The sequence below is a fragment of the Pseudomonas sp. ef1 genome, from assembly GCF_007293365.2.
Lineage (GTDB): Bacteria > Pseudomonadota > Gammaproteobacteria > Pseudomonadales > Pseudomonadaceae > Aquipseudomonas > Aquipseudomonas siliginis.
In genome coordinates this window covers 3,805,119-3,818,497 of the sequence record NZ_CM129815.1, presented here as the reverse complement: position 1 = coordinate 3,818,497, position 13,379 = coordinate 3,805,119, and the positions used below count along the sequence as shown (strand labels likewise).

Here is a 13,379-nt window from a genome sequence, read left to right as displayed (position 1 = left end):
TTATTGCGCCGCCAGCCGCCGGGTTTTCCAGCCCCAACCTTGTTGCATGCCGGCGGCCGCCAGCAGGATCGCTGCGACGCCTATCCATTGCAGCAATTCGAGGCGATGGCCGAAGGCGAACCAGTCAACGAAAATCGCCGCGATCGGATAAATGAACGACAGTGCGCCGGTCAATGCCGTCGGCAGCTTTTGAATCGCGCCGTAAAGCAAGACGTACATCAGACCGGTGTGCACGATCCCGAGAGTCAGCAGACTGGCCCAGGCATCGACGCCCGCCGGCAACGCATCGAAATGCGCGAACGGCGCGAGCAACAACACACCGGTGCACACTTGAACCAGCGCGATCAGGTGCGGCGGCGTGCCGGTCAGGCGCTTGATGATCAGTGCGGCAATCGCGTAGAGAAACGCCGCGCCCAACGCCAGGGCAATTCCCATCAAGTAATCGTTACCCTCCTCGCCTTGCGTGCCATGGGCGCTGACGATCGCCAACATGCCCATGAACGAAATCGCCAGCCAGAACAGCTTCTGCAGGGTAATTTTCTCGCCGAGAAACAGTGCCGCCAGACCGACCAGCATGAATGGCTGCACGTTATAGACTGCGGTGCCGATGGCAATCGAGGCGCGGGAATAGGATGCGAACAGCAGCACCCAGTTGCCGACAATCGCCATTCCACTGAGCACCGCCAGCAGAAACGTTGTGCGGGTCAGCATCCCCGGACGCAGGAAGCCGAATGCGGCGCAGACCAACAGCAAGGTGCCGGCGCCGAACACGCAGCGCCAGAACACCACGTCCAGCACCGGTTGCCCGGACACCAGCACAAACCAGCCGATCGTTCCGGATATGAGCATGGCGGCGGTCATTTCCAGCGAACCGCGGCGGATTGCGTTGTCCATCATCTTCTCCTGAGGCTGTGAGCGAAGCATGGCAAAAGTATGCCAAGCGCACCTCGAGCTGCTCCAGCGCATAAAGCAGGCTAAACTTGGTTTTCGCCTTTTTTATCGAGGGTGATTTGCGTCCTTTGCCTAATCCGGAGTTTGAATGTGACTGACGATATCGATCAGATCCTTATCAGCGCGCTGATGGAAGACTCGCGGCGCTCGCTCAAAGCGCTGGCGCAGATCAGCGGCCTGTCATCGCCCAGCGTGGCCGAGCGGTTGCGGCGTCTGGAAGAACGTGGCGTGCTCAAGGGCTACACGGTGGAGATTGATCCGAAATGCTTCGGCTATCAGTTGCAGGCGATCGTCCGCGTACGGCCACTGCCAGGGCAATTGCACGAGGTTGAGCGGCAGATCATGTCGATTCCGGAGTTCACCGAGTGCGACAAGGTCACCGGTGACGACTGCTTTATTGCCCGCCTGCACGTGCGCTCGATGGAGCAGCTCGATACCCTGCTAGACCGACTGAATACGTTGGCCGAAACCAACACTGCGATCGTCAAGAAGACCCCGGTCAAGCGACGCCTGCCACCGATGGCGTAGGTGTTTTTTTCCGTTGTTCGGCGTAGATTGTGGGTTTTTCGCGGCTAAGGAATGGCGCTATGAAAATTCAGGCAATGCTGCTGGCGGCCCTGCTGCTCGGCGGTTGTGGCACGATTCAAACGGTGGCGCGCAACGATCAGGCTGCTGTTGACGGACTCAAGCAGCAGAAAAGTTATTGCGGCGCGGTGCCGAGAATCTACAGCGGCCTCGCTTATGACTTCTGCACGCTGAACGCTCCGCTGGCCTCAGGCATCGATCCCGATGATCACCGCAACGCGGCGATTCCGGTGGTGCTGGTGGACGCCGTGGTGTCCGGCGCCCTAGATACCTTGCTGCTGCCCTACACCATCTACCGTCAGCAAGTGGACGGCAGCATCGTCATCAACTGAGCAGACACCTTTGTCCAGACGATAAAAAACCCGCCGAAGCGGGTTTTTTATTGCAGCCATTACGATCAGTCGTCGCGGCTCATGATGCCGAACAGTTGCAGCAGGCTGACGAACAGGTTGTAGATCGATACATACAGGCTGATGGTCGCCATGATGTAGTTGCGCTCGCCGCCGTGGATGATCGCGCTGGTCTGGAACAGAATGCAGACCGACGAGAACAGCACGAAGCCGGCGCTGATCGCCAGTTGCAGGCCGCTGATCTGGAAGAAGAAGCTCGCCAGCGTAGCGCCCAGCAGGACAAAGAAACCTGCGGTGATGAAGCCACCTAGGAAGCTCATGTCCTTGCGGGTGATCAACACGTAGGCCGACAGACCACCGAACACCAGTGCGGTCATGGCAAAAGCCGAGCTGACCACTTCAGCGCCGCCCTGCATGCCCAGGTAACGGTTGAGGATCGGGCCGAGCAGGAAACCCATGAAACCGGTCAACGCGAAGGCGGATACCAGGCCCCACGCGGAATCACGGAGTTTGTTGGTGAGGAAGAACAGCCCGTAGAAGCCGATCAGCACCACGAAAATGTTCGGGTAGCCGACACGCATCTGCTGGGCTACGAAGGCCATCACACCGCTGAATGCGAGGGTCAGAGCCAAGAGACCATAAGTGTTGCGCAGGACGCGGCTAACCTCTAGCTGCTCAGCCTGCACGCTGTTATTAACTGCGTAATCCTGTTCGCGCATGGCGACACTCCTGTTGGTTTGAAACGTTCAGTCGCAAAGATCATAACAGACGCTCTGTAACAAGCCATGCAGAGAGTTTGACAGTGTGTTTCATTCAGGTATTATGGCGCCCGCAACGCAAACGGAGGTGTGGCCGAGTGGTTTAAGGCAACGGTCTTGAAAACCGTCGACTGTAACAGGTCCATGAGTTCGAATCCCATCGCCTCCGCCATCTTTATACGACAAAGCCCTGATTATTCAGGGCTTTGTCGTTTCTGGGGTTTGGGATTTCCGCCGCACTAGCTGAAGCGTTACAAAACTTTCTGGCCCGCGTTACAAAACTTTCTGCTTTTTCTCGCTTCTCCGGCGTCCTGCCAAACGCAAAAATTCTCCATGTAACACGGTGCTACGCTTGGCTTTTTCACGGAGGAACGCCTAATGCCAAATTCAGACCTGATCCCTTCCTGCTTTACAAAATCGATGAAAACCAACTCGCCCTCGAAGCCGCCATCATGGAATTGTCAAACTGGGTCGAGCAGCGCGGATCTGCCGACATCGCCCAGAGCGTCCGCGGTGCCTTTGGGTAATCGGCAAGAACGAAGAATTCATCAAGATGACGCACGCGGTACTTATGACCCCCGAATGACAGAAGTCTGTCAAGACCGCCGCACTCGTCCCTAGCATCCCATGCTGGGGACTGAAGCGGCCTAACTATCTGTTTTGTAAAGATAATAGCCCGCCACAGACATGGTAAAAATACGCATTTTGTGCTTACGCAAACGGAACACGCGGCTTGTAGACAGAGTTTTGCGCAATCCACAGCACCTTGAAAACACTCAACTGACGACGAAAAAGTCGCATTTTGTTCCTTGCAACTGAAAGTCCAATTACCATCTGATCGCTGCTTAAAACTTATGGTTGCTTCCGGGTTTTGACAAGATTTTTGTAGGGCAATACAGGCAATGAAAAGTAAAATCGTTCAAGTACCCACATGGATCTTCTGGCTCGCGACATTTGCACTTGTATCTCTAGTGGTCGGATTTGTTGCGAAAGCTACTGGCGGATGGCCAAGGTTGGAAGGCTTTCTTCAGAACTATGCGCCTGCTTGGATCCAGGCGATCGGAAGCATTGCTGCAATTCTTGCGGCCTCCGCTATCGCCACTAAGCAAGCCAGTCAGGCTCGGGATATAGAAAATGAACAGCGTATTCGCAACGAAATACAAAAGCTCGAAGTCATCAAGGCATTGATGATTAGATCCATGACCATGTCGCGGGAAGTGATTCAGGCATTCGAGAGCAGGAATTCGGAGGATTTTGCAATGGTTACTCCGTCAATGATGCGTGATGCCCATCAAACACTACTGCTGCTACCCATTTTTGAGATCCCGAATGCCCTACTATCGCTTGATGTATTGACGGTCGGCAGAGCCTTGGAGTGTCTGAGCGAGACGTGGGATGCCTACGCCGCCCAGGTGGAGGAAATGGAGACACTTGATACTCCAATGGTAGGCCCTCTCCAAACGTTAGCAGGTGAGCTTTCACAAATCAGCGAGGCTGCTTTTAATGACTGTTTAAAGGAATTACGTGAAAGAAAAGTGCTGGTAAGTGATTTATAGGCACCACCATGTCAAGGTGACCCCGAAACACACGCAACCCATTGATGCATAAAGGAAACACACCGAAATTTGCAGGGTCAAAAACTGACCTTACCCGCTATAAGAATCAACAACTTAGCGCTGTATTTTCCTACAGTGCTCTACCCTTCTCCGGCGTTCTGCCGATCAAATTTCTCTCTGCTATTCTGGTTTCGTCCAAGGAGGAAACCAATGCCAAACTCTGATCTGCTCCCTTCCCTACTGTTCAAAATCAACGAAAACCAGCTCGCCCTTGAAGCCGCCATCATGGAGCTCACTTTATGGGTCGAGCAGCGCGGATCCGCCGATGTCGCCGAAAACGTCCGAAGCTCTCTCGCCGCGATCGATCGAAATGAAGAATTCATCAAAATGACGTTGGCTGTTTTGATGGCGCCGGACTGACAGTTCGTCGCCGCAGCCTCGCCTACGTTCCGCCTCTCGATTACTGTATATGCAACCAGTATCCAGTAAGGCACTCACGTGGACCCCCTCTATATAGAAGACACCGACGATTGGCTCGGCAACCCGACCCCGCTTGAAACCTGCCGACACCAGCTCAGGATGTATGAAAACGAATTCGAGGCTCTCATCCTAAAGCTCGCTCGCGCGCTGGCGAATATCGAAGGACTGGTCAGAGACAATGACGCCCTCACGGAGGAGAGAAACTCTCTCAAGGCCAAGCTTCAGCACGCCGAAGGGGCTTTGCTAAGCGAGAGGCGACGATTCGCCGACGTCGAGCACAACAGGAACCATCTGTTAAATGAAAACCAGCGCCTTTTCAGAGAAGCTCGAGATCGGGGGGAATTCGCAGGTCATTGCGAATGCTGCGCCGAAAAAGGTTTGTGACGAAGCCTTCCCTTATGGGTCTACGCTGAATCAGATCCAGCCGAGGGCATGGCAATGTGCGGACGACTTTCCCAGTACAGCGGCATTCACGACTTCGTGGCGGCGCTCAGCATGCCGAACGCGCTCATCAACTCGACCGGCGAGCAACCCTTTGAGCGGTACAACGCCGCGCCAACCACTCAGCTCGCCCTCTTCCATCAGGAAGGCGAGTTTCTGCATGCAGATATGGTCCGCTGGGGATGGCGACCGCATTGGGCAAAAGACCGAGCCGCGCCAATCAATGCACGCGTCGAGAAAGTCGCCCATGGCCCTTTCTTTCGCGCGATCTGGCCGCACCGGGCAATCATCGCGATCAACAACTGGTTCGAGTGGGTAGACGAAGGTGGGCCGAAGAAGCAGCCCTACCTGATCAGGCATCGCGACCAGTCCCCGATCCTCTGCGCCGCGATCGGCCAGTACCCGAACGAAGAGCACGGCCCCGGCGAGCACGACGGCTTTGTAATCATCACCGCCGACAGCGCCGGCGGCATGGTCGACATCCACGACCGCCGCCCGGTCGCTCTTCCGCCAGAGCTAGCGCGGGAATGGTTGGACCCAGCCACGCCCAAAGAGCGCGCCGAACAGATGGTGCTGCATGAGGGCGAGCCATCAGAGGCTTTCGAATGGTTCAAGGTCGATCGCGCCGTGGGCAATGTACGCAATCAACAAAGCGGATTGATCAATCCGATTGATGAAAAAGCTGAATGATTTAATGCTGAGAAAGTGTCTTCAGGTGCTCCACCAGCGCAGATTCGAAAATGATATAGAGCCTTTCAGCATCGCCAGCGCGCAGGGCGCCGGCGGTTTCCAGCCCAAGCACGAAGCCTTCTGCCCGTGCTCCCGCCTTTACCGCCGTGATCATCGAATCCGTCCGGACGATCTGCGCCAGCAGGCGATCGGCCTCTCGCTGCATTTTGTCGCCCATCACTACGCCTTCCACAACGATTCACCCTTTGTATTCACTGCGACATCCAATACATCACCGCCAGGACGACCGTAACCCAAACGAGGGTCATCAAAAACGAAAGCCCTGCGAGTCGCTTGTCCACGTACATATCGCCATCATCAAAAAGGAATGATGGTTCAAGACCAAAGGCCCTGCAAGCGTGGCGGAGGGCCATCAATGTTGCAAGTTTCGCACATAGTCCTGGCACGCCTGCAGCGCGATCAGTCCGCGGTCACCGGTGTCGGTGATGGCGATAATTCGTTGAGCATGCGCCGCGTCAAGTCGGGCTCGTACGGCTGCATGATCCACGCCGCCGGCGCCGGAGGCTTTTGGCACGTCACTGCTACCGGCTGAATCCGCGTCGATGAGGACTGACAGCCGCAGATCAGCAGTGGCAAGGCGATCGCGCAGGCGATTCTGGTCACGTTGGGCATCACTCAATTTCCTGTAATGGGTTTGCTCACTGGCTGCCAGCTTTTGTTCGAGCGCAAGTCGCTTGTCCTGCTCGGCCTTCTGCGCCTCGGCGCCGGCCGTGGCAAGTTCGTTCAGCGTCTCGCCGTTGAGCAAGGCCTGCTCGGCGATCTGCCGGCCGTAGCGCCAGTCCTGAATGTGCCAGGCGCCGCCGAAGCCGGCGAGCACCAGAGCCAGCACGCCGATCAACCGCCACGGCACGATCACGCCAGCACCTCGCGCGCCTTCTTCCAGAGCGCCAGACGATCCGCCAAGCCGTTCAGCCCGCCATTAACTCGCCGAGTGATGGTGTTGAACTCGTCCCGATCGGCCAAATCATTCAGCCCCTTCTGCTTCCAAAACCACGCCGCCGACATCGCGGCATGCTGCGGCAGTTCGAGCAGCTCGGGATGGCTGATCAGGTCAAGGCCCAGCGCTTCGCCGCACTTGGCGTAGTTCGCCCGGCCGGTGATCTGGACCAGGCCGCGTCCGCAATACTTCCGGCCGTCACCCGGCACGGTGTTGCCCAGGTCTGCCCGGCCCTCGTACCCACGCTGAACGGCGGTCGGCCCCCAGATCTCACGGACGTAGCGCAACTGGCCGGACTCATGCCCGATTTGTGCGAGGAACGCGGCCGCGCGTTTGGGCCCGACGATCTGGTAATGCTTCATGGCGGTGTTCAGGGCGGATACAAAAACGCCCGCTTGGCGGCGGGCGTTGGGCATGATGCTTTGCAGCTGTTGCTCAGTGATAGACATACAAACTCCAGACATAAAAAAACCGCACTCAGGCGGCGATGGGGGGCGGCTATTGCTTCTCGATGTTCACAACCTTGAGGGGTGGTTTCGGCCCTTTCTTTTTCTTGCCCTTGGATTTACCGGTTTTGCCGGCATTGCATTCGACCGTAGTGGACCATCCGGACTGGGTGAATACCTGCTCAACCGAATCCGCCAGGTATTCACCATCAAGCCCGACCTTGAAACCCTGAGCGATGATGGGACGCTCGGCGAAGATGTCCGTCCGGCCGGGCATCTCAAGCCGAACATCGGCGGTCGAGCGGTTGAACGCGGACAGACGGGCCTTTGCCGCCGCTTCAGCAGCGGTCTTGTTTGGGTAGATATGGCGGTCGGTATGCACTGCCGGCAATCCGTCCGGCGCGTCATCGTTGTCGATGGTAACCACCGCGAGCTTGCCGTTCTTTTTGTCCTGATGCTTGGTGGCCACCGCCTTGTGCGAATTGCGATCTCCAAGACTGAATTGCCAGCGACTGAGATCGCGGCGAGTCAGCGTGATGGCGCCGAATGCTTTGCCGCTCGCCGTCTGGCCACCTTGGCGCGGCATCACCAACAGCTTGCCGTCGGCGACCTTGGCCGTGCAGTCGTATTGCTTGGCCAGGCGGGTGATGAAATTAAAATCGGACTCGTTGAGCTGGTCGACCCGAGCAACCTTGGTCGACACCGGGCACACCGGCGTCCAGCCATTGCGCGCCGCGACGTCAGCCACGATCTTCGACAGCGGCACGTCTTCCCAGCTCCCGCTACGGATCGTCTTGCCACTGCCACGTACGTCGCTGGCCTTGCCCTTGATCACGATGGTATCCGGTGGGCCTGATACCTCGACCGTGTCCACGGTGTAACTGCCCATGCGCGCCAAGGTCGTTTCGGCATAGCCCAGGTAAACCTCGATTGAGCTGCCGCGCCGTGGCAATTGCACTTCCCCATCACGGTCGTCGATGCGCAACTCAAACTCGTCGGACTCCATGCCCGGCTTGTCAGAGGTGCGCAGCAACAACAGCCGATCGTTGATCTTGGCCGTGACGTCGGCCCCATCGGCGACAATGCGAAACATCGGAGTCATGGTTTTTTCCAATAAAAAACCCGCACAAGGCGGCCAGAAAACAAGGTGTCGTTACGCGTAACGCGGCGCGGCGCCGGCGAAGGCCTCCCCCCGGGTCAATCCCACAAGCTGACGCCTTCATTGGTCGGGCTGGGCAGATCCGGCAGGACGATGATCACGCCCAACCGGAACGGCTGAGGCTCATCGGCCAACCCCTGATTGGCGTCGAGCACGGCCTCGACGCTGCCATTCAGATGGCCGTAAACGTTGTTGCAAATGACATCGAGCATGTCGCCGTCAGACGTCCTGCATGTCGTCGCCATAGCGCTCAAACTCCAGAGTGAAGCCCTGTTTGCGAGCAATCCCGCCGTGCAGCAGTGCGGATTGTTCCTCGTTGATGTTTTTCAGGCACCACGTCCCGATCACCTCGCCATAGCCCGTGGTCAGGGTCAGCGGCTGCTGCCTGGCCCCGATGGAACGCAGCGTGTCTAGCTGCTTTAAACCGCCTTTGAAGCCCGGATAGATGGTGCCCTTGAGCGTCAATTTTTCATCGCCCATACCGATGGCCTGCTTCGCCGGGCGGCGCGTCAGCCGCTCCTGCGAAGCCCAGCGGAATTCGGTCGAACGGCTCAGCTCGTCGAAAGCTGCCGTGTCCAGGTTGAAGTAATACGGCTCAATCTTCGGATCGCGCGGCTGAATGATCATCAGATGCGGGAACGGCTTCACCGCCTCCGGCGCCGGCGTGGCCTCCACGGCAAAGGAACTGGTGGGCACGATGTTGGCCAGCGACGGACTGACCTTGCCGGCAACGTTGTTGATCGCCGTGGCTGCCTTGCCTGCCTGTTCCTTCAATGTGCCCAGCCGCTCCTGCACTTCGGCCGCCGCCCGGGTGGTGCGGCCGTACACCGCCGCCACCTGACCGACCTTGGTCTGAGCCGCGTCGACGCCGCGCATCACCCGCTGAAGCTTGGCGCCGATGGCTGGACCAACGAACGGGATGTTTTCCAGCTCGGACGCGGCGCCGGTCAGTTCGCGGATCGCGCCATTGACCGGGGACAGCATGCCATCCGCGCTACGCCGCCCGGTTTCCGCTGCATCCACCAGATACTTCAGACTTGATTGCATCTGCTCCATGTAAGCCATGAAACCTCCTTAGACATGGGGTTCGTCGTACAGCTTGGCGGCGTTACTCCTCGCCGCGTCCGCCATCATTCGCTGCATGTGCGGCATCAGATCCTGCGCCAAGGTTTGGGGGTCTTTGACATCGCCCTGCACGGTCACCGGCATGCTCAGTGAATACTGAAACTGCTGATCCACCTTGGCCGGCTCCGGCTTCGCCGCCTCCTTGGGCTGGATAGCCAGCGCCGCCGACTTGAGCGGCGCCGTCACCGCCATCGAGCGCGCGACATCCCCCAACACCGGGCCTTGCTGCGCCGCTGACGCCATCATGAGCGGCGTGGTCGGCACCGGCGCCTTTGCCGTTTGTTCGGGCTTTTCATCCTCACCACCGAACAACGACTTACCCAACGACCCGCCCAGCACCGCACCGCCCTGACTGCCCAGGTAAGCACCGATCATGCCGCCGATCGCGGTGCCGATGATCGGCACAACCGAACCAATGGCGGCGCCTGCTGCTGCACCGGCCATGGTGCCGGCCAAGTTGCCAGCGGCCGAACCGTAACCTTCGGCTTTTTCGTCCTTGGTCTTGGCGTTTTGAAAGGTTTCAAGCGCCATCGCGCCGGACTCCAGCAGCGTGCCGCCAGGAATAACCTTGGCCACCTTGCCGACCTTGCCGACGGTTCCTGCGACGGCGCTGAGCTTGGACAATGCCCCACTTGGAACGGAGGGGACTGATGGCGATGGGAGCGAAACAGGTGGACGAGGCACAGACGGACGAGGACCTCTCGAACTCGGCAACGATCGGCGCCGCGCGCTGCGCCTTGACCCACGTCCACGTCGGCGCGATTCGCCCGACGCATCCACACCGCCACCCATAGCGCCGGCATTGACGACGAAAACCTTCTTGACGCCTTCGTTACCTGCACCACTGTCAGTACCAAGGCCACCGCCTGTTGCCGCATCCTTCACCCGCGAAACAACATCCAGGCCAGTCGCTACCAGATCAAGTTCTCCGGGGTTTTTATTTGGGGCTTCGCTCCCATTCCTGCCACCGCGCGACCCACGCGCAAGGTTTAGCAACCCCTTGCCGATCTTGATCGTGCTGAAGATACCTTTTAAGGCGATCAGCCCCGCCCCGACCGTGGCGATACCGGCAACCACCCCGGGCGCGCTATCCGTCAGCGACGTAATGCCTTTAGTAACCTTGGTCAACGACTCGGCCACGGTGTCCGTCACCGGGCGCAGCGCATCACCGATGCTGCGCATGGCGTCATCCATCGACTGGGCCATTTCCGCCCATTTCTGCGATGACGACTCGCGCCGCTCGGCGAGGTTCTTGTCGAGGATTCCGGTGGCGTCACGCGAATCGTTTTTGAGCTGGCTGTACAGCGCCTTGTTCTGCATGTAGGCCGACAGCGCGGCCTTGACCTGCATGTCGGCGAACAGGTCGCCGGTGCGCAGGGATTCTTCCAGCGAGGCCATCATGGCCTTGGCCTTATCGGGATTGGCTTCCTTGCTGATTTTTGACGTCGCTTCGGCCATGGCCGCCGCACGCTTCGGATCGGTCGCCTGAATGTATTTCTGAGCCAGCGACATGCTGGTCTCAAGGGTCGACATACCGTTTTGCAAACCGGTCTGCATCGATCCCTTGTAATCAATCCCGGCTTTTTCATAAGCCTTGACCGTATCGGTCGAACCGATTTTGCCCATCCAGTTTTTCAGGTTGTTGGCCGCTTCGTCCGAACTGCCGGCCTGCTTCATCTGCACCTGCAACATGGCGCCCAATTGCGTCACCGCATCCAAGCCAGTGATGCCGTTGCTGGCCATGTTGGCCAACAGCTCCGGAAACCACTTGGCCATGTCGGCCGCTTCAAAGCTACCCGCCTGCCCTTGGTAAGCGATCGCCTCCAGCGCCTGCTGCATCTGCTTGGGGTCGGTGATCTTGGCGTTCTGCCCCAGGGCGTTGATCATCTTCGCCGTGTCGACACCGCTGGATCCCTGCCCCACGACAAACTTGGCCGCGACAGGCGCGTACTCCAGCGCCTTGCTCAGGTCCATACCGGCGCCGACCAACTGATTGACCACGTCGGCCACATCGTTGCGCGCCATGCCGGTGTCGCGTGAAGTGTCGATGATCTTGCGCGACATCTCCTGTTCTTGCGGCTTGTTGGCAATGCCGGCCTTGATCGCGATGTCACGGACAATTGCGCCAAAATCAGCGCTGACCTTGGCCGGTACCGCCATGGCACCAACACCGACCACCGCCGCACCGACGGCGCCCTTCATGCCCTTTACGCCAGAATCGATCTGCTGATGACCCTTGGCTTTCAGCTCGGCCTTGTTGGCCGTTTGCCCCATCGAGCGATAGGCTTTTTCCAGCCGGCCGACCTCGACCCCCTGCTTTTTCAAGCTGTCGAGGTTCGAGTTCAAACGGTTGAGTAATTTGGACGCGCCGGCAGCGCCGGTGTCGTGAGCCTTTTTCCATTCTTCGCGCAGGCGGATGGTGTCGCCAATCGTGCGCTGCAGCACGCGCGCTTTGTTGCCTTCTGCCTCGAGGCGCTTGATGCGTCCGGTCACGTCCTTGAACGCGGCGCCGACCGTGGAACTGACGGCACCGCCGATCACCAGCCCGAGGGCGAGTTTGTTTGCCATGTCATGGCCCTCATGTGCCCAGCACTACCGATGGCGGCTCAATCCGTGAGCCACCACACCATATCCGCGAACGGCATCGACTGGATCTCGGCGGCGGAAAATCCGGTTTCCGCCGCCAGACGTTTCGCCGCCGACTTGATAACGCTGGGGTTAAAGCCCGTCGTCGTTGTCCATGCGAAAATAGCCGGCCTGCAAGCGGTTAAAATCCACCAGCTTCAGCCCCTCCAGATCCGCCACACGCGCACCGGACAATGCAGCAAACAACACCAGCTCGCGCTGCTCATCGTCACCACCCACTTCACGGTTGGCGGCGCGCACGTCGCCCACGGTCGGCGAACGCAAGGCCAGCTTGTCGACGGTCACGCCATTGATTTCACTCGGGCACGACAGTGTCACCAGCACTTGGTCGGTGGTCAGCGACAGCCATGCCGGCATCGAGTCCGAATAATCGGTTTTCGGTACCAGGTGCGAATACGCCGTTTGCACGCGGCGATAATCCGTCAGCTTGAGGCCTTCCAGATCCTTCAGTCCGACTTCGGCGAGACCTGCGAACAGCATCAGTTCACGCTGTTCATCGTCGCCGTTGGCAGCACGATCAGCCGCGCGCACTTCACGCACGGTCGGGTTGCGCAGGTTCCACGTCTCGACGTCGATGCTGTTGGCTTTGGTTGGCCGGGTCAGCGTCACGACTGCGCCGTGCGCGCTGAGCGACAACCAGGCCGGCAGTTTTTTAGCGATTGCTTGAGTCATCTGGATCTATTCCTTACAGGCCGAGCGCCTGGCGCACTTCGAGCAGTTGGTCTTTGCCGTCGATCACCTGAATGCCGGCGACCATGTCGATCTCGTACATCAGGCGCCCGTCGATTTCGAGCTTGTAGTACGTGACCGAAACGGCGTGTTTGATCTCGGCCGCATCACCGGCTTTCCAGTCGCCGAGATCGACCTCTTTGAGGCGACCGCGCAGGGTGGCAACGACTGCTGTCACAGCGCCCTTTTGGCCCTTGAAGGCACCTCGGAACGTGGCGTTGAACGCCGTGCCGTCGGCTAGGCCGAAGTACTTCAGCGACTCGCGGCGCACGCCCTTGGTGACAAACGAGGCTTCCATTTTTTCAAGCCCCTGATCCATATCGATTGGGCCAGCCATGCCGCCGCCACGATATTCGTCGGTCTTGGTGGTCAGCTTGGGCAGCGTCAGGCTCGGCACGTCGCCGGAGAAGTTCACGCCGTCGACGAACAGGTTGGTGTTGTACAAAGTCTGAGGAATCATTTGCTA

17 protein-coding genes, 1 tRNA gene and 1 pseudogene are annotated in these 13,379 nt (G+C 58.7%); 8 read left to right on the top strand and 11 right to left on the bottom strand.

What is annotated here, in order from left to right:
- Positions 1-894 (bottom strand): DMT family transporter, encoded by an 894-nt coding sequence (locus tag FEE99_RS17445; RefSeq protein ID WP_041481019.1) that lies wholly within the window; start codon positions 892-894, stop codon positions 1-3.
- Positions 895-1,041: 147 nt separating this feature from the next.
- On the opposite strand from FEE99_RS17445, the gene FEE99_RS17440 reads away from it, so the two are divergent.
- Together FEE99_RS17440 and FEE99_RS17435 are read left to right on the top strand one after the other, a co-directional pair.
- Entirely contained in the window at positions 1,042-1,479 is a 438-nt protein-coding gene (locus FEE99_RS17440) for an Lrp/AsnC family transcriptional regulator (protein ID WP_041481020.1), read from the top strand.
- A gap of 59 nt (positions 1,480-1,538) precedes the next feature.
- Positions 1,539-1,868 carry a YceK/YidQ family lipoprotein gene (locus FEE99_RS17435; protein ID WP_041481021.1) on the top strand — a complete coding sequence of 110 codons (330 nt, stop codon included), beginning with the start codon at positions 1,539-1,541 and terminating at the stop codon, positions 1,866-1,868.
- A gap of 65 nt (positions 1,869-1,933) precedes the next feature.
- On the opposite strand, the gene FEE99_RS17430 is transcribed toward FEE99_RS17435, so the two are convergent.
- Positions 1,934-2,605: a Bax inhibitor-1/YccA family protein gene (locus FEE99_RS17430; protein WP_008006561.1), complete on the bottom strand. Its 672-nt coding sequence runs from the start codon at positions 2,603-2,605 to the stop codon at positions 1,934-1,936.
- A 123-nt stretch (positions 2,606-2,728) separates the two neighbouring features.
- On the opposite strand from FEE99_RS17430, the gene FEE99_RS17425 reads away from it, so the two are divergent.
- The 6 genes and pseudogenes from FEE99_RS17425 (at position 2,729) to FEE99_RS17400 (ending at position 5,811) form a co-directional block, all read left to right on the top strand.
- Positions 2,729-2,816, top strand: a tRNA-Ser gene (locus FEE99_RS17425).
- A 206-nt stretch (positions 2,817-3,022) separates the two neighbouring features.
- A pseudogene (locus FEE99_RS17420) lies at positions 3,023-3,230 on the top strand (hypothetical protein).
- A gap of 316 nt (positions 3,231-3,546) precedes the next feature.
- Positions 3,547-4,200, top strand: a complete 654-nt coding sequence (locus FEE99_RS17415; protein WP_041481022.1) for a hypothetical protein — start codon at positions 3,547-3,549, stop codon at positions 4,198-4,200.
- A 210-nt stretch (positions 4,201-4,410) separates the two neighbouring features.
- Positions 4,411-4,620 carry a hypothetical protein gene (locus FEE99_RS17410; protein WP_041481023.1) on the top strand — a complete coding sequence of 70 codons (210 nt, stop codon included), beginning with the start codon at positions 4,411-4,413 and terminating at the stop codon, positions 4,618-4,620.
- 78 nt (positions 4,621-4,698) lie between these two features.
- Complete coding sequence (locus FEE99_RS17405; protein WP_052392234.1) at positions 4,699-5,064, top strand: hypothetical protein; 366 nt, start codon at positions 4,699-4,701, stop codon at positions 5,062-5,064.
- A 54-nt stretch (positions 5,065-5,118) separates the two neighbouring features.
- Positions 5,119-5,811, top strand: coding sequence for an SOS response-associated peptidase family protein (locus tag FEE99_RS17400; protein WP_041481024.1), 693 nt, complete (start codon positions 5,119-5,121; stop codon positions 5,809-5,811).
- 1 nt (position 5,812) lies between these two features.
- Here FEE99_RS17400 and FEE99_RS17395 read toward each other — a convergent pair whose 3' ends face one another.
- The 9 genes from FEE99_RS17395 to FEE99_RS17355 all read right to left on the bottom strand — a co-directional run bounded on the left by FEE99_RS17395 (position 5,813) and on the right by FEE99_RS17355 (position 13,373).
- Positions 5,813-6,028: a hypothetical protein gene (locus tag FEE99_RS17395; protein ID WP_221264806.1), complete on the bottom strand. Its 216-nt coding sequence runs from the start codon at positions 6,026-6,028 to the stop codon at positions 5,813-5,815.
- 195 nt (positions 6,029-6,223) lie between these two features.
- A complete protein-coding gene (locus FEE99_RS17390) occupies positions 6,224-6,727 on the bottom strand; it encodes a lysis system i-spanin subunit Rz (protein WP_041481026.1) in 504 nt (167 codons plus the stop codon).
- Positions 6,724-7,257, bottom strand: a complete 534-nt coding sequence (locus FEE99_RS17385) for a glycoside hydrolase family 19 protein (protein WP_041481027.1) — start codon at positions 7,255-7,257, stop codon at positions 6,724-6,726. Before FEE99_RS17385 ends, FEE99_RS17390 begins: the two co-directional genes overlap by 4 nt.
- 49 nt (positions 7,258-7,306) lie before the next feature.
- Entirely contained in the window at positions 7,307-8,356 is a 1,050-nt protein-coding gene (locus FEE99_RS17380; RefSeq protein WP_041481028.1) for a phage late control D family protein, read from the bottom strand.
- A 95-nt stretch (positions 8,357-8,451) separates the two neighbouring features.
- Complete coding sequence (locus FEE99_RS17375; protein ID WP_034156567.1) at positions 8,452-8,658, bottom strand: tail protein X; 207 nt, start codon at positions 8,656-8,658, stop codon at positions 8,452-8,454.
- A complete protein-coding gene (locus FEE99_RS17370) occupies positions 8,633-9,478 on the bottom strand; it encodes a phage tail protein (protein ID WP_041481029.1) in 846 nt (281 codons plus the stop codon). Before FEE99_RS17370 ends, FEE99_RS17375 begins: the two co-directional genes overlap by 26 nt.
- A gap of 9 nt (positions 9,479-9,487) precedes the next feature.
- Positions 9,488-12,106 carry a phage tail tape measure protein gene (locus tag FEE99_RS17365; RefSeq protein ID WP_041481030.1) on the bottom strand — a complete coding sequence of 873 codons (2,619 nt, stop codon included), beginning with the start codon at positions 12,104-12,106 and terminating at the stop codon, positions 9,488-9,490.
- A gap of 150 nt (positions 12,107-12,256) precedes the next feature.
- Positions 12,257-12,856: a phage tail assembly protein gene (locus FEE99_RS17360; protein ID WP_081932664.1), complete on the bottom strand. Its 600-nt coding sequence runs from the start codon at positions 12,854-12,856 to the stop codon at positions 12,257-12,259.
- Positions 12,857-12,869: 13 nt separating this feature from the next.
- Positions 12,870-13,373: a phage major tail tube protein gene (locus FEE99_RS17355; RefSeq protein ID WP_041481031.1), complete on the bottom strand. Its 504-nt coding sequence runs from the start codon at positions 13,371-13,373 to the stop codon at positions 12,870-12,872.
- Positions 13,374-13,379 lie beyond the last annotated feature (6 nt).